A 20,506-nucleotide genomic window follows, 5' to 3' on the forward strand; every position below is an offset into this window, starting at 1 on the left:
ACAGAGTGGCTGTCGTTTTTTTGCAACCGGATCTCTTTGGAGAGTGCGATGAAGCGCTTCAATCTTTCGGCCTGGGCCGTCAGCCATCCGACGCTGATCCTGTTCCTGATGCTCATTCTCGGCGTCGCCGGGTTCTTCTCCTATCAGAAGCTCGGCCGCGCCGAGGATCCCTTCTTCACGGTGAAGGTGGTCAACGTCTCCGTGCTGTGGCCGGGCGCGACCGCGCAGGAAATGCAGGCGCAGGTCGCCGATCCCATCGAGAAGAAGATCCAGGAGCTGCCTTACTTCGAGAAGGTCCAGACTTATTCCAAGCCGGGCTTCACCGCGCTCCAGGTGACCTTCCGCGATTCCACGCCGCCGAAGGACGTGCCGTATCTCTTTTATCTGTTGCGCAAGAAGCTGGCCGACGTGCAGGGCCAGCTGCCCTCGGGGATTTTGGGACCCGTCGTCAACGACGAGTTCTCCGACGTCGATTCCATCCTCTACATGATGACCGGCGACGGCGCCGACTACGCCCAGCTCAAGAAGGTCTCGGAGGGTTTCCGTCAGCGCCTCCTGAAGGTGCCGGGCGTGACCAAGGTCGACGTCTACGGCAACCAGGATGAGCGCATCTTCGTCGAGTTCAGCCATGCCAAGCTCGCCACTCTCGGCATCACGCCGCAGGCGCTGTTCGATTCGCTCGCCAAGCAGAACAACGTGACGCCGGCCGGCACGGTCGAGACCTCCTCTCAACGCGTGCCGCTGCGCGTGACCGGTGCGCTCGACGGCGCCAAGGCCGTCGCCGAAACTCCGGTCGAGAGCAATGGTCGCGTGTTCCGCCTCGGCGACATCGCCACCGTCACCCATGGTTACGTCGACCCGCCGAGCTTCATCGTGCGCCAGGAAGGCAAGGCCGCGATCGGCATCGGCGTCGTCACCGCCAAGGGCGCCAACATCCTCGATCTCGGCAAGGAGGTCGAGAAGGCGACGGCTGAATTCATGAAGGCGGTGCCGCAGGGCGTCGACATCAAGCTGATCGCCGACCAGCCCAAGGTGGTCGAGCACGCCGTCAGCGAATTCGTGCACTCCTTTATGGAAGCGCTGGTGATCGTGTTGTTCGTGTCGTTCCTGGCACTCGGCTGGCGCACCGGCATCGTGGTCGCGTTGTCGGTGCCGCTGGTGCTCGGTATCGTCTTTGTCGTCATGAACACGATGTCGCTCGACCTTCACCGCATCACGCTGGGTGCGCTGATCATCGCGCTCGGCCTGCTGGTGGATGACGCCATCATCGCTGTCGAGATGATGGTGGTGAAGATGGAGCAGGGCTGGGACCGCATGCGTGCGGCGTCCTTTGCCTGGGAGTCCACTGCGTTTCCGATGCTCACGGGAACGCTGGTCACGGCCGCTGGCTTCCTCCCCATCGGCTTTGCCAATTCCGCGGTCGGCGAATATGCCGGCAGCATCTTCTGGATCGTGGCGATCGCGCTGGTCGCGTCCTGGTTCGTGGCGGTGATCTTCACGCCCTATATCGGCGTCATGCTGCTGCCCAACATCAAGGTGCACCACAATCACGATCCGCACGCGGTCTACGAGACCCGCATGTATCGGGGCCTGCGCGCCATCGTGCAGTGGTGCGTCAACCACCGCATTACGGTGGTGGCTGCGACCGTCGGCGTCTTCATCGCCTCGATCGTCGGATTCGGCCACGTCCAGCAGCAGTTCTTCCCGCTGTCCGAGCGCCCGGAGCTGTTCCTCCAGCTTCGCCTGCCCGAGGGCACCGCCTTCAACGTCACGGAAAAGGCGGTGAAGAAGGCCGAGACCATGCTCAAGGACGACAAGGACATCGAGACCTACACGGCCTATGTCGGGCAGGGCTCGCCGCGCTTCTGGCTCGGCCTCAATCCGCAGCTTCCGAACGAGGCTTTTGCCGAAATCGTCATCGTCGCAAAGGGCGTCGAGGCGCGCGAGCGCATTAAGGCCAAGCTTGAAAACGCCGTCGCCGACGGCGCGCTCAACGAAGCCCGCGTGCGCGTCGACCGCTTCAATTTCGGTCCTCCCGTTGGTTTTCCCGTGCAGTTTCGCGTCATCGGACCCGACGCCAACAAGGTGCGCGAGATCGCCTACCAGGTCCGCGACGTCATGCGGCAGAACAAGAGCGTCAAGGACGTCCAGCTCGACTGGAACGAGCAGTCGCCTTACCTCAAGCTCGTCGTCGACCAGGACCGCGCCCGCGCCATGGGCCTGACCCCGCAGGACGTGTCGCAGGCGCTGTCGATGCTGATCTCGGGCTCACAGGTGACGACCGTGCGCGACGGCATCGAGAAGGTCGGCGTGGTCGCGCGCGCCGTGTCGTCCGAGCGGCTCGACCTCGGCGCAGTCGGCGATCTCACCATCACCTCGCGCAACGGCGTTGCCGTGCCGCTGCAGCAGATCGCCAAGATCGAGTATGCCCACGAGGAGCCGATCATGTGGCGGCGTAACCGCGACATGGCGATCACCGTGCGCTCCGACGTCGTCGACGGCGTGCAGGCGCCCGACGTCACCGGCCAGATCGCGCCGAAGCTGAAGGCGATCAAGGACAATCTCGAGCCGGCCTACCGCATCGAGGCGGGCGGCGCGTTCGAGGAATCCGCCAAGGGCAACGCCTCGATCTTCATTCTCTTCCCGCTGATGGTCATGGTGATGCTGACGCTGCTGATGTTCCAGCTGCAGAGCTTCTCGCGCCTGATCCTGGTGTTCCTCACCGCGCCGCTCGGCATTGTCGGCGCCTCCTTCGGGCTCAACATCGCCAACGCCCCGTTCGGCTTCGTGGCGCTGCTCGGCCTGATCGCGCTCGCCGGCATGATCATGCGCAACGCCGTGATCCTGGTCGATCAGATCGAGACCGACGTCTCGCACGGCCTGACCCGCCGCGAGGCGATCGTCGAGGCCACCGTCCGCCGGGCCCGCCCGGTGGTGCTGACGGCGCTCGCCGCCATCCTCGCCATGATCCCGCTGTCGCGCTCGGCGTTCTGGGGGCCGATGGCCATCACCATCATGGGCGGATTGTTCGTTGCGACCTTCCTCACGCTGCTGTACCTGCCGGGCCTCTACGCCCTCTGGTTCCGCAAGAGCCTGGATGAGGCGGGCACGCCTGAGCAGCCTGCCGCGCCGCAGCATGGGAGCGATGACCAGCACGCAATTCCGCTTGCTGAGGCGGCTGAATAAGTGAAGATAAACTGCTGATTGACGAGTCCTGACAGATGACACTGGTTTCGGAACATATCGAAGGCGACACCCGGGATCGTATTCTCGAGGTGGCTGAGCGGCTGTTCCGCCAGATCGGCTATCTCAAGACCACGGTCGGCGACATCGCCAAGGAGCTCAAGATGAGCCCCGCCAACGTCTATCGTTTCTTCGAATCGAAGAAGGCGATTCATCAGGCGGTGGCCCGCTCGCTGATGGGCGAGGTCGAGCTGGAAGCGCAGCGGATCGTGGCGAGGCCCGGTCCGGTGCTGCCGCGCTTCCGTGAGCTGCTCACCACCATCCATCGCATGAACACCGAGCGCTATGTCGGCGACAATAAGCTGCACGAGATGGTCGAGATCGCGATGCAGGAGGACTGGGACGTCTGCGTCAACCACATGGAATGCATTGCCGGAGTCATCGGCCAGATGATCGCGCAAGGCGTGGCCTCCGGCGAGTTCGAGGCGCCGGACCTGCAACTGGCCGCGCTGTGCGCCTGCACGGCGATGATGCGCTTTTTCCACCCCCAGATGATCGCCCAGTGCGCTACCAAGCCGGGCCCGACCATCGACCAGATGATCGATTTCGTCATCGCGGGATTGTCCCCGCGGCACTGACGCGCCCAGGAATTTCCCCCTATAAGCGGATCTGCCGTCGTTCCGGGGCGCGCAAAGCGCGAACCCGGAATCTCGAGATTCCGGGTTCGGTCCTGCGGACCGCCACGGAACGACGGGCAGTGGAGAAGCAAGCGCGTGACCGACAAAGACCTGCACTTTTACGAGCCCGCCAAGGGCCACGGCCTCAAGCACGATCCCTTCAACGCCATCGTCGCGCCGCGGCCGATCGGCTGGATTTCGTCGCGCGACACCAAAGGCCACGTCAATCTCGCCCCCTACAGCTTCTTCAACGCGTTCTGCTATGTCCCCCCGATCATCGGCTTCTCCTCCACCAACTGGAAGGACACGGTCGAGAACATCCAGCAGACCGGTGAGTTCGTCTGGAATCTCGCCACCATGGACCTGGCGAGGCACATGAACGCGACGGCGGCGCACGTTGGCCCTGAGGTTGACGAGTTCGAGGTCGCCGGCCTCACCGCTGTGCCCGGCAGGCTCGTCAACGTGCCGCGCGTCGGCGAGAGTCCCGTCGCCTTCGAGTGCAAGGTGTCCGACATCGTCCGGCTCAAGGGCGCCGACGGCAAGGAGGCCAATGCCTGGCTGACGCTCGGCGAGGTCGTTGCCGTTCACATCGACAAGGCTATGATCAAGGACGGCGTCTACCAGACCGCCGCCGCCCGCCCGATCGTCCGCGCCGGCCGCAGCGGTGATTATTTCGAGATCAAGCCGGAAAATATGTTCGAGATGGTGCGGCCGGATTAGATCGGCCGACCTCCGTACTCCCGGAACTGCCACCACGCCTCGGCCGTTATGGCCCTGGGCGGCTGCCCGGCCGCGTCAATTCGCGTCTTTTCGCAGGTGAAGTGTTCACCGCCGCCGGCCACTTTCCGCTAAAATGCCCGATCACCGCGCCGATGCATGAGGTCCGCCATGAGCTTCCGCCGCGACAGCCTGACAAAGCCGATCTTCTCCTGGGCGCGCGGCGTGCTGCCGGCGATGTCGGACACCGAGCGGGAGGCGCTGGAGGCCGGCGACGTCTGGTGGGACGCCGATCTCTTCACCGGCAACCCTGATTGGTCGAAGCTGCTGAAGGTCAAACAGGCAACGCTGACCGAAGAGGAGCAGGCCTTCCTCAACGGCCCCGTCGATGAGCTCTGCGCCATGCTCGACGAGTGGAAGATCTTCTGGGAATGGCGCGACCTGCCGCCCGATGTCTGGCACTTCATCAAGCGCGAAAAATTCTTCGGCATGATCATTCCGAAGGAGTTCGGCGGCCTCGGCTTCTCGCCTTATGCGCACTCGGAAGTGGTGCGCAAGATCTCGACCCGCTCGATTGCCGCCGCGGTGACGGTGATGGTGCCGAACTCGTTAGGCCCTGGCGAACTCCTGATGCACTTCGGCACCAAGGAGCAGCAGCAGCGCTGGCTGCCGCGTCTTGCCGACGGCCGCGACATTCCCTGCTTCGGCCTCACCAGCCCCGAGGCCGGCTCTGATGCCGCCTCGATGGTCGACACCGGCGTCATCTGCAAGGGCACCTTCGAGGGTCAGGAGGTGCTGGGTCTGAAGCTCAACTGGCACAAGCGGTACATCACGCTCGGTCCCGTCGCGACGCTGCTTGGTCTCGCCTTCAAGGCCTATGACCCCGATCATCTGGTGGGAAGCCAGGAAGAGCTCGGCATCAGCGTGGCGCTGATCCCGACCAACCTTCCGGGCGTCGAAATCGGCAAGCGCCATCTGCCGTCGATGCAGGTCTTCCAGAACGGCCCGAATTGGGGCCGCGACGTCTTCATTCCGCTCGACTACGTCATCGGCGGCCAGGCGCGGCTGGGGCAGGGCTGGAAGATGCTGATGACGGCGCTCGCCGCCGGCCGCGGCATCTCGTTGCCGTCGCTCTCCGCCGCCGGCGCCGCCTATGCCGCCCGCACCACCGGCGCCTATGCCCGCATCCGCGAGCAGTTCGGCATCTCGATCTCCAAATTCGAGGGCGTCGAGGAGCCGCTCGCCCGCATCGTCGCGACCGCCTATCAGCTCGATGCGGCCCGCCGGCTCACATGCGCCGCGCTGAACGCCGGGATCCATCCCGCCGTCATCTCCGGCATCATGAAGCTGCACGCGACCGAGCGGATGCGCATCGCGGTCGACGACGCCATGGACATCCATGGCGGCAAGGCCGTGATCGACGGTCCGCAAAACTATCTCGGCAATCTCCACCGTGCCGTCCCTGTCGGCATCACCGTCGAGGGCGCCAATATCCTCACCCGAAATCTCATCGTGTTCGGACAGGGCGCCATCCGCGCCCATCCTTATCTGCTCGACGAGATGAATGCGCTCGCGGATGCCGATCGCGAGCGCGGGCTCACTGCCTTCGACAAGGTGTTCTGGAAGCATGTCGGCCACAGCTTCGAGACACTCTTGCGCGCGTTCGGCCGGAGCTGGAGCTTTGGCGTCTTCGCGCTTGCACCCGACGCCGGTGACGCCAGGCCATTCTATCGTCAGCTCTCGCGCTACTCCGCGGCGTTTGCCCTCTGCGCCGATATGGCGCTGCTGACGCTCGGCGGCGCGCTCAAGCGCAAGGAGATGCTGTCGGCGCGCTTCGGCGACATCCTGTCCGAGCTGTACCTGCTCTCGGCCGCGCTCAAACGCTGGCAGGACGAGGGCCGGCAGAAGGAGGACTTTGCCGCGCTCGAATGGTGCATGGCGACGGGCTTTCGGACCATCGAGAACCGGCTTGCGGAGATTCTCGCCAATCTGCCGAACCGCTTCGTCGCAGGCATCCTCAAATTCGTGGTCCAGCCATTCGGCGCCCGCGTGCTGGGTCCCTCGGACCGGGTTGTGCATCAATGCGCGAGCTTGGTGCTGGAGCCGTCGGCCGCGCGCGACCGCCTCACGCCCGACCTCGCTTATGTCGACGACGATGGCGGCTTCGCCCGGCTGGAGCGTGCGTTCAACCTGGTCGCAGGTACGGACGCCATCGCCAGGCGAATGCGCGCGGCGCATATGAGCGACTGGAAGGATGCGGTGGCCAAGGGTGTGATCACGCAGGCCGAAGGCGAGCAGCTGGCCGCGGCCCGCGAAGCCGTCACTGAAGTGATCGATGTCGACGATTTTGCGCCGGAGGCGCTGTCGCCGATTTACAAGAAAACCGGCGACGTGCATCAGTTCTTCCAGGAACTCGGTGAACAGAGGGCGGCGAGCTGATGGCACGACCGGTTTTCATCGTCGACGGCAGCCGGACGCCGTTTTTGAAGGCGCGTTCGGGGCCGGGGCCGTTCACGCCGGTCGACCTCGCCGTGCAATGCGGCCGGCCGGTGTTGGCGCGCCAGCCGTTTCCGCCTGATACCTTCGACCAGGTCATCCTCGGCTGCGTCAACGTGATCGCGGACGAAATGAACCCGGCCCGCGTCGCCGCGCTCCGGCTCGGCATGGGCGAGGACATGGTCGCCTTCACCGTGCAGATCAATTGCGGCTCGGGCATGCAGTCGATCGACACCGCCTACCGCTACATCCGCGAGGGCCATGCCGACATGATTCTCGCCGGCGGCACCGAGGCGCTTAGCCACGCGCCGCTGGTCTGGCCCAATTCCGGCGTACGCTGGTTCGCCGGCCTCGCCACCGCCAAGGGCGTCGCCGCGAAGCTCGCTGCCGCCTTCAAGCTGCGGCCGCGCTATCTCAAGCCGGTCATCGGCCTGGAGCGCGGGCTGACCGATCCGATTACCGACCTGAACATGGGCCAGACGGCCGAAGTCGTCGGCCATCTCTTCGGCATCACCCGCGCGCAGTCCGATGCCTATGCCGCCGAGAGCCATCGCCGGCTCGCGCATGCGCAGGCGGAAGGTTTTCTCAAGGGCGAAGTCGAAACCGCGTTCTCCCGCGACGGAAAATTCTTCGACCATGACGATGGCGTGCGTCCGGACTCGACGGCCGAGTCGCTGGCAAAACTGAGGCCGGTGTTCGAGCGTCCCTGGGGCCAGGTCACTGCCGGCAATTCCTCTCAGATTACCGACGGCGCGTCCTGGGTGATCCTGGCTTCCGACGAAGCGGTCGCCAGGCACAAGCTGGCGCCGAAGGCGGTCATCGTCGACAGCAACTGGGCCGCACTTGACCCAAGCATCATGGGTCTCGGTCCCGTGATGTCGGCGACGCCGCTCCTGAAGCGCAACGATCTCACCATCCAGGACGTCGAGACCTGGGAGCTGAACGAGGCGTTTGCCACCCAGGTGCTCGGCTGCCTTGCCGCCTGGAATGACGACAAGTTCTGCCGCGAGATTTTGGGGCTCGACGGCGCTGCCGGTGAGATCGACCGCGAAAAACTCAATGTCGATGGCGGCGCTATCTCGCTCGGGCATCCCGTCGGTACCTCCGGAAATCGCATCGTGCTGCATCTCGTCAACACCATGAAGCGGCTCGGCACGCGGCGCGGCGTTGCCACCGAATGCATCGGCGGCGGGCTCGGCGGCGCCATGCTGATCGAGGCGGTGTGACCATGGATTCCAGGATCATGACCGCGCTCGGCGACCGCGTGCTGGAGCTCGGGCCCAAGCCCGCGCTTGACAGTCCTTACGGCCACTTCAAGCTGACGCGCGACGCCGACGGCGTCGCTTGGCTGCTGTTCGACCGCACTTACGCCAGCGCCAACACGCTGTCCTCGGACGTGATGGAGGAGTTCGACGCCGTGCTGGCGGCGATCGAGACCGAGCGCCCTGCCGGCCTCGTGATCCGCTCCGCAAAGCCGTCCGGCTTCATCGCTGGCGCTGACGTCAACGAATTTCGCGGCGTCGCTGATGCCGGGATGGTCGAGACGCGGATCCGCGCGGCCCATGCGGTGGTCGACCATCTGGAAGCGCTGAAGCTGCCGACGGTCGCGGTGATCCATGGATTCTGCCTCGGCGGCGGGCTCGAAGTCGCGCTGGCCTGCCAGTCGCGCATCGCCATCGACGGCGCCCGCTTCGGCTTCCCTGAGGTGATGCTGGGGCTACATCCCGGTCTCGGCGGCACCGCGCGCTTCACCGCGCTGGTCAATCCGACCCAGTCGATGGCCCTGATGCTGACCGGCCGCACTATCGATGCCCGCCGCGCCAAATCGCTCGGCCTCGTCGACACCGTGACGCAGGAGCGCCACGTTCGCAATGCGGTGAAGGACGCACTGTTTGGCCGGCTAAAGCGGGTACGGCCGGGGATGCTCACGCGCGCAGCCAATTTCGGCCCGGTGCGCGGGCTGCTGGCCAGGCGCATGCGCTCGGAGGCCGCGAAGGCCGCGTCCCGCGAGCATTATCCGGCGCCCTATGCCTTGATCGATCTCTGGGAGACCCATGGCGGCCGCAAGGCCGCGATGCTCAAGGCAGAGCAGGCCTCGTTCGCCAAGCTGATGGTGACGCCGACTGCGCAGAATTTGATCCGCGTGTTCTTCCTGCGCGAGCAGATGAAGAAGGCGGCAGGCTCCGGCAACACGATCAAGCATGTCCATGTCATTGGCGCCGGCGCCATGGGCGGCGACATCGCGGCCTGGTGCGCGGGGCAGGGGCTGCGCGTCTCGCTCGCCGACATGAAGGCGGAGCCGATTGCGGGCGCGGTCAAGCGCGCCGCCGAGCTCTATGGCAAGATCATCCGCAAGCCGACCGAGGTGCGCGACGCGCTCGATCGCCTGATCCCCGACGTGGCCGGGGAGGGCGCCCGCAACGCCGATCTCATCATCGAGGCGGTCCCGGAGAAGCTCGAGCTCAAGCAGAAGGTCTATGCCGCTCTCGAGCCGCGGATGAAGCCGGGCGCGATTCTCGCGACCAACACGTCGAGCATTCCGCTCCAGGATTTGCGCACCACGCTGGCGCGGCCGGAGCGGCTGGTCGGCCTTCACTTTTTCAACCCGGTGTCGCGGTTGCAACTGGTCGAAGTCGTCAGCCATGACGGCAACGATGCGCAGGTGCTGAAGCAGGCACTCGCCTTCGTCGGCGCGATCGATCGGCTGCCTTTATCGGTGAGGAGCTCGCCGGGCTTCTTAGTCAACCGCGCGCTGACGCCCTACATGCTGGAAGCGATGGTGATGCTGGACGAGAAGATCGACCAGCGCCTGATCGACGCTGCCGCGGAGCAGTTCGGCATGCCGATGGGGCCGATCGAACTGGCCGACCAGGTCGGGCTCGACATTTGTCTCGATGTCGGCGACATGCTGCGCACCAAGTTCGGCGATCTGCTGCCGCCGACCCCGGCCTGGCTGCGCGAGAAGGTTGCGAAGGGCGAACTCGGCCGCAAGACCGGCAAGGGCTTTTACGTCTGGCGCGAGGGCAAGGCCGAGAAGGCGCCGTTGCCCGAGACCGGTCCGCGCGTCACCGACCAGATGATCGACCGCCTGGTGCTGCCGATGTCCAACGTCTGCGTTGCGGCGCTTCGCGAGGGTATCGTCGATGATGCCGACATGGTCGATGGCGCCATGATCTTCGGCACCGGTTATGCACCGTTCCGTGGCGGTCCGTTGCACTATGCGCGCACGCGTGGCGTGGATCACGTCGTATCCACCTTGCGCGCGCTGGCCGGAAGATTCGGCGAGCGCTTTGCGCCGGATCCGGGCTGGGACAATTTCAAGTGAGCAGTTTCAAGTGAGCAATCTTCGAGTGAGAGAGGCATGAACGAACAAGCCAATGCGGGGCCGGGCGGCGATCTCTGCATCCGCACGCTGGCGATGCCTGCCGACACCAACGCAAACGGCGACATCTTCGGCGGCTGGCTGCTCAGCCAGATGGACGTCGGCGGCGGCGTGTTTGCGTCAAAGGTCGCGAAGTCGCGCACGGTGACCGTCGCCATCGAGGCGATGAATTTCCGCAAGGCTGTCTATGTCGGCGATCTCGTGTCGGTTCACGCCCACCTCGTCCGCGTCGGGCGTACCTCCATCACCGTGCATCTGGAAGCGTGGGCGCTACGCCGCGGCGAGCAGCAACCGTTCCTCGTCACCGACGGCAATTTCACCTACGTCTCGATCGACGAGCACGGCCGCCCGCAGCCGGTTCGCCCGACCGACACCGCGATCGCGACGTAATCGCGCGCGGCGTTGCGCCTCATCTGTCTGATGCGTGCGGCACCGCCAAACGCGGCGCGACTGAGTCACGACGCCGCGGCTTTGCCAAGAACCAGTCATAAAACGGATGAGGTCCCGGCGTACTCAGTTGCCTGTCGATTCGGGGTGGAAACGGCCTCATATGCCCTAGGAACCTTTGGGCAGAGCTGCCGTTATTTGCCCGCACTGAGGAATCTACGGGCCATGCCGGACAGCTACATCATCGAAGTTAATTCAGAGACCGCGGGAATCGTTGTTCGTGGCCAGGGCGGCTATTGCTTCTTCGCCTCGTCCCACCAATTCAACCGTCTCGAAGGCCAGCTCTTCCGCAACGCGCGCGAAGCCGAGCGCGCCGCGCGCAAGCTGGTTAACGGTGATGTGAAGGAAGCGGCGTAAGCGCAGCTGTCATTCCGGAGCGCGCGTAGCGCGAGCTACGATGCGCAATTGCGCATCTGAGAATCCATTTTGCCGCAGAGAATGTCGACGAACGCATTCCGGGCCCGCGCCTTTTGGCGCGTCCCGGAATGACACCGTCAATCACAACTTCGTCGCCGCTCGTGAGAGCAGCTTCCAGTCGTCGCCCTGCTTCTGCCAGTTCATCAGGATGTGAAGGTTGGTCGGCACTTTTTTCCCATCGGCGGCCATCTCCTGTTCCGCCACCCAGTGGAAACGCACGATCGCAGCGGGGCCGACAACCTTGATGGTCGGGTCCTTGTACTCGATCGACAGGAATTTGGATTTGCCGTCGGTGGCGTTGGTGACGAAAGTCGCCTTGTCCTCGACCTTGCCGCTAGAATGGCTGTAGCTCACCTCGTCGGCGCAGAGCGCGCCGAGCGCCTTGGGATCGGCCGCCATCTGGGCGAGACGGAACGCCTCGACCTTTTTCGCCACGGCCTCCTCGTCCGCCGAGGCTGCCAGCGCCGGTGTCGTGAGCGCTGAGACTGCAAGAGTGGAGACAGCAAGAGTCGAGAGAGCCAGATCGCGTCGGTTGATCGTCATCGTTTCCTCCTTTTTGATCTTGCATGGAGTGTTGCAGCCGCGCGCGACTTTGTCGAGTGTCGCGTCGTGGTCATTCACGTGCGTCATTGCGCGATTGCCGCTGTATTGATACGGCTTTCGTACTGATGCGTCATATATTCGGGAAAGTACGGACATGATCGAGGCTATCGGCAGGGCGTTGCTGTTCGACATCGACGGTACGCTCGCCAACACCGATCCGCTGCACCTGAAGGCCTTCAATCAGGTGTTCGGCCCTCGCGGCCATGTCTTCGATCACGCGCGCTTCTCCAGGGAGCTGCAAGGTTTCGCGAATATATCGATCGGCGAGCGCTTTCTGCCCGACGAGGCGCCGGAACGGCGTGCCTTGATCCTAGATGAGAAGGAGGAAGTCTTCCGCGAGCTCGTCGCTGGGCAGATCGAACCGCTGCCGGGCCTGATGGCGCTGCTCGACAGGGCGGATGCGGCCGGTATTCCCATGGTTGCCGTGACCAACGCCCCGCGGCTCAATGCGGAGATGCTGCTGTCCGGCCTCGGCATCACGGACCGCTTCAAGGCGCTCGTAATCGGCGCCGAGCTGTTGCACGGCAAGCCGCATCCGCTGCCTTATCAGGAAGGGTTGCGCTTTGCCGGCGCCAGCGCGATGGCCTCGATCGCGTTCGAGGACTCCCGCACCGGCGTGCAATCGGCCGCAGCGGCCGGCATTCCGACCATCGGCATCCGGACCAGCCTCAGCCACGCCGATCTCGTCGCCGCCGGGGCTATCGCCTCCGCCAGCGCCTTCGACGATCCCACGCTGCTCGCGCGCCTCGCTGCCGCGATGGCGTGGTGAGGACCTTCGTCCGTTAACCGTGATCGGCGCGCGCATTGACCGAAGGCGCGAACCGCCGCACCATGCAGCTTCCTGACCTAAGGCTATCGCCGTGACCGGACTGACTCATCGCCAAGCCGAAATCCTCAACATCGCGCGAGCCTCGGGCCGCGTCATGGTCGAGGAGCTGGCGCGCCGGTTCGAGGTCTCGGCGCAGACCATCCGCAAGGATCTCAACGATCTCTGCGAGCGGAGATCGCTGACGCGCATCCATGGCGGCGCCATCATCGCCTCCGGCGTGGAAAACCTCGCCTATGAGGCGCGGCGGTTCGTCGCCGCCGACGAGAAGAAGGCGATTGGAGCCGCGGCCGCTTCGCTGATCCCGAACGGCTGCTCGCTCTTCATCAACATCGGCACCACGACCGAGGAGGTCGCGAGCGCGCTGACCTCGCACGAGGATCTCCTCGTCATCACCAACAATCTCAACGTCGCCATGCTGCTCTACCGCCATCCCCGCATCGAGGTGGTGGTCGCCGGCGGCACGGTGCGGCGCGCCGACGGTGCGGTGGTCGGCTCGACCGCGACGCAGCTGATCGGCCAGTTCAAGGTTGACTACGCCATCATCGGGGCGTCCGCGATCGACGAGGAGGGCGCTCTGCTCGACTTCGACTATCGCGAGGTGCAGGTGGCGCAGGCCATCATCGCCAACGCCCGCAGCGTCATGCTGGTCGCTGATTCCACCAAGCTCCGGCGCAGCGCACCGGTCCGCATCGCGCATATCAGCCAGATCCAGACCTTCGTCACCGACCAGGAATTGCCCGAGCGCCTCGCCACCATCTGCCACGGCAAGGGCATCGAGGTGATGGCGGCGATGCCGAAGGCGGCGGACGTCGATGATGCCCAAGCCGAGGCACAAGAAGCGCCAGAGGCGGCGCCGGTGGTGCGGCTGAGGTAGAATTCATGCGGCGTCCCATGGATTGAGTAGCGGGACGCCCGTTGGTTCGAAATCCCCCACATTGCGCGTGACAACCGTCAAGCCGTGAACAAGCGCGGTCGCTGCGATGAGAGCATCGCGTTCCGCCCGGGGGTTGGGAACGTGAAGTTGCGCACAGCGCTGCGCCACGGCTGTATCGATGGCCAGGATTCGCCCCTCAAAGCGAACCAGAATTTGGCCATCGATCCAGGTGCGCAGGACGGCACCTTGCGCCGCGTCTTTGCGCTCGATCAAGCGCGCGCCCAGTTCAATTTCGAGGATCGAGATGGCAGACATGAAGAAATTCGCCGCGGGAATTGCATTGGCCCATGCGACGACGTTGCGATCAGCTTTATCTGGCCGCCTCAGTTCGGAAATGACATTGGTGTCCAGCAGAAACATCAGTCGAGATCGGCAGCCTTAATCTCACCTGCCATGCGAGGCGGATCGAAATCGAACTCCGCGCTCACTTGCCCAAGAGCCTCGGCAAGGCTCATGTGCCCGCCGCTCAGACGCAAATATTCCTCGATTGAGAGCAGGACGTGGGCCGGACGGCCGCGGTCCGTAATGAAGACGGGCCCCTGCGATGCGGCCTTTTTCGCGCCGCTGGTGTCTTGATTGAATTCCCGACTGGTCAGGGTGGTCACCATCGTCAGCGCCTCCTCGCCGTGGCAGTGCCATACCGCCAAGTATATGTAGAAATGTTGCTACATTCAAGGGGTTGAGCGCTCTGGTTGATGCGAGCCATGCCCGCATGCGGTTCAATCGAGCCCTTTGCCCTTAAATGCGGCGCTCGGTCTGGCAATTTCTCCACCTCATTGGCGCCGACAAAGTTCCGCTTTCACTTCCTTCCGCCTCTCTTTCATCTTGCTTTCGTTTCTCGGTGTGATCTAATCAAAAACGAAAGTAACCGCTCGATTGAACGGGCGGTCGCCGGGGGATGCGTCTGTTGGAGCGTATTTTCGACCTCGCCATTATCGGAGGCGGCGTTAACGGCTGCGGCATCGCGCGCGACGCGGTGGGCCGCGGCAACTCCGTTTTCCTGTGCGAAATGAATGATTTGGCGAGCGGGACGTCGTCCTGGTCGACCAAGCTGGTGCATGGCGGCCTGCGCTATCTCGAATATTACGAGTTTCGGCTGGTCCGCGAGGCGCTGATCGAGCGCGAGATCCTCTGGGGCATCGCGCCCCACATCATTCGCCCTCTGCGTTTCGTTTTGCCGCACCATGCGGGCTTGCGGCCAGCCTGGCTGCTGCGCCTCGGCCTCTTCCTCTATGACCACATCGGCGGCCGTCATCTGTTGCCGGCGACCCGCTCGGTCGACCTTCGGCGTGACGAGGTCGGCCGCCCGCTGATCCCGAACCGCTATGGCCGTGGGTTCGAATATTCCGACTGCTTCGTCGATGATGCCCGTCTGGTCGTGCTCAACGCACGCGACGCCGCCGACAAGGGCGCCGAGATCCGCACCCGCACTCGCGCGACAGATATCAAACAGTCAGACGGCATCTGGACCGTCAGCATGATCGACACGCTGACCGGCGCGCGTTCGTCGATCCAGGCCCGTGCGCTGGTCAATGCCGGCGGTCCCTGGGTCGAGGATGTGCTCGGCCGCGGCGTCGGCGTCAACGCCAAAGCCAAGGTGCGCCTGGTGCAAGGCTCGCACATCGTCGTGAAAAAGCTCTACGACCACGACCGCGCCTACATGTTCCAGAATGCCGACGGCCGCATCATCTTTGTCATCCCCTATCAGGACGATTTTACGCTGATCGGCACCACCGACCGCGACTATGACGGCGATCCCGCCAAGGTGAAGGCGACGGCCGAAGAGATTCAGTATCTCTGCACGGCGGCAAGTGAATATCTGGCCAAGCCTATCACGCCCGATGACGTGGTCTGGACCTATTCCGGCGTGCGTCCGCTCTACGATGACGGCGCCAGCGAAGCCAAGGCCGCGACACGCGACTATGTGTTCGAGCTCGACACGCCCGGCGGCGTGCCGCTGCTGTCGATCTATGGCGGCAAGATCACGACCTACCGCCGTCTCGCCGAGGAGGCGCTGGAGCGGCTCGCGCCCTATCTTCGCAGTGCGAAAGCGCGCGAAGGCTGGACCGGCAAATGGCCGCTGCCCGGCGGCGACATGGGCGTGTCCGATGTTGACGGCCTGATCGCCGAGCTTCAGCGCGGCTATCCCTTCCTCAGCCACGAGCATGCGCGGCGCCTCGCGCGCGGCTATGGCACGAGGGCGATCAAGCTGCTTGGGGATGCGAAATCGGCGGCCGATCTCGGCCAGGCCTTCGGCGCGACGCTGACCGAGCGCGAAGTCCGCTATCTCATGGCCCACGAATGGGCCGTTACCGCCGACGACGTTGTCTGGCGCCGTTCCAAGCTCGGCCTGCGACTAAGTGCCGATGAGATCGCGGTGCTTGACGACTGGATCAGGACCCACGCCGTGCAGCAAAGTCCCCTGCTGGAAGCGGGAGGACGCTCATGACCGTGACACTCGATCATGTGACCCGGACTGTCGACGGTATCCCACACATCCGTGACGTCTCGCTGACGCTCGAGAGCGGCACGCTCAACGTGCTGCTCGGGCCGACGCTGTCGGGCAAGACCTCGATCATGCGGCTGCTCGCTGGCCTGGACAAGCCGACATCGGGCAAGTTGCTGGTCAATGGCAAGGACGTCACCGGTGTTGACGTGCGCCAACGCTCGGTCGCCATGGTCTATCAGCAGTTCATCAACTACCCCTCGCTGTCGGTTTACGAGAACATCGCTTCGCCCTTGCGCGTGCAGGGCAAGCCGCGGGCCGAAATCGAGGCGCGGGTCGCGGAAGCGGCCCGGCTGCTCAGGCTCGAGCCGTTCCTGAAGCGCACGCCGCTCCAGCTTTCCGGCGGCCAGCAGCAGCGAACCGCGATGGCGCGCGCGCTGGTGAAGGGCGCCGACCTCGTCCTGCTCGACGAGCCGCTCGCCAATCTCGACTACAAGCTCCGAGAGGAGCTGCGCACCGAGCTGCCGCGCATCTTCGAGGCGTCCGGTGCGATCTTCGTCTATGCCACCACCGAGCCGACCGAGGCGCTGCTGCTCGGCGGCAATACGGTGTGCATGTGGGAGGGGAAAGCGCTTCAGATCGGCGAGACGCCGAACGTCTACCGGCGGCCCCAGACCTTGCGCGTCGCGCAGGTGTTCTCCGATCCGCCGCTAAATCTCGTCGGTATCGAGAAGAAGAACGGTTCCGTGCAATATGCGGGTGGCATCGCCGCGCCGGCGTCCGGTCTTTATTCCTCGCTCGCCGACGGCGCCTATCGCGTCGGATTTCGTGCCCATCAGCTCGCGCTTGCCAATGGCGAGACTGACCGCCACGCCTTCCATGCCACGGTAACGGTGACCGAGATCACCGGTTCGGAGAGTTTCGTGCATCTGACCCGCGATGGATCGAATTGGGTGGCGGTGCTGCACGGCGTGCACGAGTTCGAGCCCGGCCAGACGCTCGATGCCGTGCTCGATCCCAACGACGTTTTCGTGTTTGATGCTGCCGACCGGCTGGTCGCGGCACCCGCCATAGCGTTTTCAAGCGAACCGCGTAGCGGTTCGCGTGAAGAAGACGCGTCAACAAATAGAGTTTCTTGAGGGAGGTGCGACATGGCCCGCATTGACCTCGTCGATCTCGCCCACTCCTACGGCGGCAATGATGCGCCGCAGGACAGCTTTGCTCTCAAGCCTGTCACCATGACGTGGCGGCAGGGCGGCGCCTACGCGTTGCTCGGGCCGTCCGGCTGCGGCAAGACCACGCTGCTCAACGTTATCTCCGGCATCATCACGCCGTCGCGGGGGAAAATCCTGTTCGACGGCGAGGACATCACACCGCTGTCAACCCAGAAGCGCAACATCGCCCAGGTGTTCCAGTTTCCGGTGATCTACGACACCATGACGGTGGGGCAGAATTTGGCGTTCCCTCTGAAGAACCGCGGCGTGCCGAAGGTCGAGATCGACAAGCGCGTCGCCGAGATCGGCCGCCTGCTCGACCTCGAGCCCTATCTGAACCGCAAGGCGACACGGCTCACGGCCGATGCCAAGCAGAAGATCTCGCTCGGCCGCGGCCTCGTCCGCTCCGACGTCGCCGCCGTGCTGTTCGACGAGCCGCTCACCGTGATCGACCCCGAGCTGAAATGGCAGCTCCGCTCCAAGCTGAAGGCGCTCCATCGCGAGCTCGACCTTACGATGATCTACGTCACCCACGACCAGACCGAAGCGCTGACCTTCGCGGACACCGTGGTGGTCATGCATGACGGCCGCGTGGTGCAGAGCGGTACGCCGGCCGAGCTGTTCGACAAGCCGGCGCACACCTTCGTCGGCTACTTCATCGGCTCGCCCGGCATGAACATCCTGCCGGCGGAGGTGAGGGGCCGCGAGGCCAGGATCGGCAGTCACGTCATCGCGCTCAACCGTAGCTACGACAAGCTGCCTGATGGCGCGAAGATCGAGATCGGCGTCCGTCCAGAATTCGTTGAGGCCGTCGCGCCTGCGCCCGGCCTGCTCAGTGCGAAGATCGAACGCGTGGACGACCTCGGCCGCATCCGCTTCGCGCGGGCGCGGCTCGGTGACGCAAAACTCGCGGCCCGCGCGCCGGCCGGCTTCACCAGCCCGGACGGCACGGCCGGCCTGAAATTCGACCCGTCGCACGTCCACGTTTATGTCGACAGCCTTCTGGTGGAGGGAGCCGCCTGATGGACAAGACCGTCAACCAAAAAGCCTGGTTCCTGGTGCTGCCGGTGTTCCTGGTCGTCGCCTTCTCGGCAGTGCTGCCGTTGATGACGGTAGTGAACTATTCGATGCAGGATACCTTCGGCAACAACCAGTTCTTCTGGAACGGTGTCGGCTGGTTCAAGGAATTGCTCGATCCTTCGACCGATCTCGGCGGCCGCTTCCTCGCTTCGCTCGGCCGCAATCTGTTCTTCTCGCTGGTGATCCTCGCGATCGAGGTGCCGCTCGGCATCGTCGTCGCGCTGTCGATGCCGCGCCAGGGCTGGACGGTCGCGGCCTGCCTCGTCATCCTGGCGCTGCCGCTGCTGATCCCGTGGAACGTGGTCGGCACGATCTGGCAGATCTTTGGCCGCCCCGATATCGGCCTGCTCGGCTATGTCCTCAACGCCATCGGCATCGACTATAATTACGTCTCCAACGAGATCGACGCCTGGGTCACGGTGATCGTGATGGACGTCTGGCACTGGACCAGCCTTGTCGCGCTGCTGTGCTACGCCGGCCTGAAGTCGATTCCCGAAGCCTACTACCAGGCGGCCCAGATCGACGGCGCCTCGCGCTGGGCGGTGTTCAAGGCGATCCAGCTGCCAAAGATGAACCGCGTGCTACTGATCGCGGTGCTGCTGCGCTTCATGGACAGTTTCATGATCTACACCGAGCCGTTCGTGGTGACAGGTGGCGGTCCCGGCAATTCGACGACCTTCGTGTCGATCGAGCTGGTCAAGATCGCGCTGGGCCAGTTCGACCTCGGCAAGGCCGCCGCACTGTCGCTGGTCTACAACCTCATCATCCTGATCGTCTGCTGGATCTTTTACACCGTCATGACCAATGCCGGCGCCGAGCGGAAGCCGCAGGAAGGAGCCGCGTGATGCACTCGATCCCCGGCCGCCGCCTCATTATGGCGCTGTTCTTGATCTTCCTGCTGTTGCCGATCTACTGGCTCGTCAACATGAGCTTCAAGACCAACGCCGAGATCGTCTCGACGATGACGCTGTGGCCGCACGCCCCGACGCTCCAGCATTACAAGCGCATCTTCACCGACGAGAGCTGGTATTCCGGCTATATCAACTCGCTGGAATATGTCGTCCTCAACACCATCATCTCGATCTCGGTGGCGCTGCCGGCGGCCTACGCGTTCTCGCGCTACCGTTTCCTCGGCGACAAGCATCTGTTCTTCTGGCTGCTGTCGAACCGCATGGCGCCGGCCGCGGTCTATGCCCTGCCGTTCTTCAACCTCTATTCGGCGATCGGGCTGTTCGATACGCCCTGGGCGGTCGCGCTCGCGCACTGCATCTTCAACGTTCCCCTGGCGGTGTGGATCCTGGAAGGCTTCGTTTCCGGCGTGCCGCGCGAGATCGACGAGACCGCCTTCCTCGACGGCTATTCCTTCCCGCGCTTCTTCATCAAGATCCTGGTGCCGCTGATCGCGAGCGGCATCGGCGTGGCCGCCTTCTTCTGCTTCATGTTCTCCTGGGTCGAACTGCTGCTCGCGCGCACGCTGACCTCGGTGCAGGCCAAGCCGATCGCGGCGATTATGACGCGCACGGTGTCGGCGGCGGGCATGGACTGGGGCCTGCTGGCTGCGGCCGGCGTACTTACGATCATCCCGGGCGCGCTCGTGATCTGGTTCGTCCGCAATTATATCGCGAGCGGCTTTGCGCTCGGTCGGGTCTAGGGAGGCATCAATGGAAGCTATCGCATGGATGGCCTGGACGCCGCCGACGGCGATCTTCTTTGTCGCGCTCGCCTGCACGTTGGCCGTGATGACCTGGCTTGGGGTGGCCTATCCCGAAGCCGAGCGCGTCGGCGTGCTGCGCATCCCGACCACGCGCGGCGACCGTCTGTTCATCTCCCTGATCACGGCGGCGGTCATCCACCTGCTCTGGATCGCTTTCGCCGGCACTGACGCCCTCGTCACGCTGCCGATCGGCGAGGACGGACTTGAAATTTCGCGCCTTTGGATCGCATCAGGAATTTCGCTGGCCACGGCCGTACTCATTTTCCGCACGGTCTAGCCCGCGAAGGAACGGCCAGATCCGGGACCAACCCGGGTCTGTAAAAAGTTTGTCGCTGCAATGGAGGAATAACATGCGGCAGTTTAGGAG

The 20,506-nt window shown here is 64.3% G+C and carries 19 protein-coding genes; 16 read left to right on the forward strand and 3 right to left on the reverse strand.

Annotated elements, in window-relative coordinates; all coding sequences use genetic code 11:
- The first annotated feature begins 48 nt into the window (after nt 1–48).
- The 8 genes from AC0L3P_RS10720 (at nt 49) to AC0L3P_RS10755 (ending at nt 11,259) form a co-directional block, all read left to right on the forward strand.
- Entirely contained in the window at nt 49–3,186 is a 3,138-nt protein-coding gene (locus AC0L3P_RS10720) for an efflux RND transporter permease subunit (RefSeq protein ID WP_275171470.1), read from the forward strand.
- Between the two features lie 35 nt (nt 3,187–3,221).
- Nucleotides 3,222–3,821 carry a TetR/AcrR family transcriptional regulator gene (locus AC0L3P_RS10725; RefSeq protein WP_027516353.1) on the forward strand — a complete coding sequence of 200 codons (600 nt, stop codon included), beginning with the start codon at nt 3,222–3,224 and terminating at the stop codon, nt 3,819–3,821.
- Nucleotides 3,822–3,956: 135 nt separating this feature from the next.
- On the forward strand, nt 3,957–4,580 hold the full coding sequence (locus AC0L3P_RS10730) for a flavin reductase family protein (RefSeq protein ID WP_027516354.1): 624 nt from the start codon (nt 3,957–3,959) through the stop codon (nt 4,578–4,580).
- Nucleotides 4,581–4,748: 168 nt separating this feature from the next.
- Nucleotides 4,749–7,016, forward strand: a complete 2,268-nt coding sequence (locus AC0L3P_RS10735; RefSeq protein WP_473301838.1) for an acyl-CoA dehydrogenase — start codon at nt 4,749–4,751, stop codon at nt 7,014–7,016.
- Nucleotides 7,016–8,299, forward strand: a complete 1,284-nt coding sequence (locus AC0L3P_RS10740) for an acetyl-CoA C-acetyltransferase (protein WP_473301839.1) — start codon at nt 7,016–7,018, stop codon at nt 8,297–8,299. The genes AC0L3P_RS10735 and AC0L3P_RS10740 overlap by 1 nt, the downstream gene beginning before the upstream one ends.
- Before the next feature lie 2 nt (nt 8,300–8,301).
- The gene (locus AC0L3P_RS10745) at nt 8,302–10,398 is read left to right on the forward strand and encodes a 3-hydroxyacyl-CoA dehydrogenase NAD-binding domain-containing protein (RefSeq protein WP_473301840.1); all 2,097 of its coding nucleotides are present in this window, start codon (nt 8,302–8,304) and stop codon (nt 10,396–10,398) included.
- Between the two features lie 36 nt (nt 10,399–10,434).
- Nucleotides 10,435–10,845, forward strand: coding sequence for an acyl-CoA thioesterase (locus tag AC0L3P_RS10750; RefSeq protein WP_247372636.1), 411 nt, complete (start codon nt 10,435–10,437; stop codon nt 10,843–10,845).
- A gap of 222 nt (nt 10,846–11,067) precedes the next feature.
- The gene (locus AC0L3P_RS10755) at nt 11,068–11,259 is read left to right on the forward strand and encodes a hypothetical protein (RefSeq protein ID WP_008137732.1); all 192 of its coding nucleotides are present in this window, start codon (nt 11,068–11,070) and stop codon (nt 11,257–11,259) included.
- A gap of 141 nt (nt 11,260–11,400) precedes the next feature.
- On the opposite strand, the gene AC0L3P_RS10760 is transcribed toward AC0L3P_RS10755, so the two are convergent.
- On the reverse strand, nt 11,401–11,862 hold the full coding sequence (locus AC0L3P_RS10760) for a nuclear transport factor 2 family protein (protein WP_354057336.1): 462 nt from the start codon (nt 11,860–11,862) through the stop codon (nt 11,401–11,403).
- Between the two features lie 154 nt (nt 11,863–12,016).
- Here AC0L3P_RS10760 and AC0L3P_RS10765 point away from each other — a divergent pair, with 154 nt between their 5' ends.
- Both AC0L3P_RS10765 and AC0L3P_RS10770 read left to right on the forward strand, forming a co-directional pair.
- Nucleotides 12,017–12,691 carry an HAD family hydrolase gene (locus AC0L3P_RS10765; RefSeq protein ID WP_354057334.1) on the forward strand — a complete coding sequence of 225 codons (675 nt, stop codon included), beginning with the start codon at nt 12,017–12,019 and terminating at the stop codon, nt 12,689–12,691.
- A gap of 91 nt (nt 12,692–12,782) precedes the next feature.
- Nucleotides 12,783–13,625, forward strand: a complete 843-nt coding sequence (locus AC0L3P_RS10770) for a DeoR/GlpR family DNA-binding transcription regulator (RefSeq protein ID WP_275171480.1) — start codon at nt 12,783–12,785, stop codon at nt 13,623–13,625.
- A gap of 3 nt (nt 13,626–13,628) precedes the next feature.
- On the opposite strand, the gene AC0L3P_RS10775 is transcribed toward AC0L3P_RS10770, so the two are convergent.
- A complete protein-coding gene (locus tag AC0L3P_RS10775; RefSeq protein ID WP_354209145.1) occupies nt 13,629–14,045 on the reverse strand; it encodes a type II toxin-antitoxin system VapC family toxin in 417 nt (138 codons plus the stop codon).
- On the reverse strand, nt 14,045–14,293 hold the full coding sequence (locus AC0L3P_RS10780) for a type II toxin-antitoxin system prevent-host-death family antitoxin (RefSeq protein WP_473301841.1): 249 nt from the start codon (nt 14,291–14,293) through the stop codon (nt 14,045–14,047). The genes AC0L3P_RS10775 and AC0L3P_RS10780 overlap by 1 nt, the downstream gene beginning before the upstream one ends.
- 290 nt (nt 14,294–14,583) lie before the next feature.
- Here AC0L3P_RS10780 and glpD point away from each other — a divergent pair, with 290 nt between their 5' ends.
- From glpD to AC0L3P_RS10810, 6 genes are read left to right on the forward strand one after another with little or no spacing between them, the layout of a single operon-like run.
- Nucleotides 14,584–16,134 (forward strand): glycerol-3-phosphate dehydrogenase, encoded by a 1,551-nt coding sequence (glpD, locus tag AC0L3P_RS10785; RefSeq protein WP_473301842.1) that lies wholly within the window; start codon nt 14,584–14,586, stop codon nt 16,132–16,134.
- The gene (locus AC0L3P_RS10790) at nt 16,131–17,270 is read left to right on the forward strand and encodes an ABC transporter ATP-binding protein (protein WP_473301843.1); all 1,140 of its coding nucleotides are present in this window, start codon (nt 16,131–16,133) and stop codon (nt 17,268–17,270) included. The genes glpD and AC0L3P_RS10790 overlap by 4 nt, the downstream gene beginning before the upstream one ends.
- A 12-nt stretch (nt 17,271–17,282) precedes the next feature.
- A complete protein-coding gene (locus AC0L3P_RS10795; protein ID WP_473301844.1) occupies nt 17,283–18,368 on the forward strand; it encodes an ABC transporter ATP-binding protein in 1,086 nt (361 codons plus the stop codon).
- Nucleotides 18,368–19,270, forward strand: coding sequence for a carbohydrate ABC transporter permease (locus tag AC0L3P_RS10800; protein WP_275171486.1), 903 nt, complete (start codon nt 18,368–18,370; stop codon nt 19,268–19,270). Before AC0L3P_RS10795 ends, AC0L3P_RS10800 begins: the two co-directional genes overlap by 1 nt.
- Complete coding sequence (locus tag AC0L3P_RS10805) at nt 19,270–20,076, forward strand: carbohydrate ABC transporter permease (protein WP_007606994.1); 807 nt, start codon at nt 19,270–19,272, stop codon at nt 20,074–20,076. The genes AC0L3P_RS10800 and AC0L3P_RS10805 overlap by 1 nt, the downstream gene beginning before the upstream one ends.
- Nucleotides 20,077–20,086: 10 nt before the next feature.
- On the forward strand, nt 20,087–20,416 hold the full coding sequence (locus tag AC0L3P_RS10810; protein WP_473301845.1) for a DUF2160 domain-containing protein: 330 nt from the start codon (nt 20,087–20,089) through the stop codon (nt 20,414–20,416).
- Nucleotides 20,417–20,506: the final 90 nt, after the last annotated feature.

Source organism: Bradyrhizobium sp. WSM4874 (genome assembly GCF_055811835.1).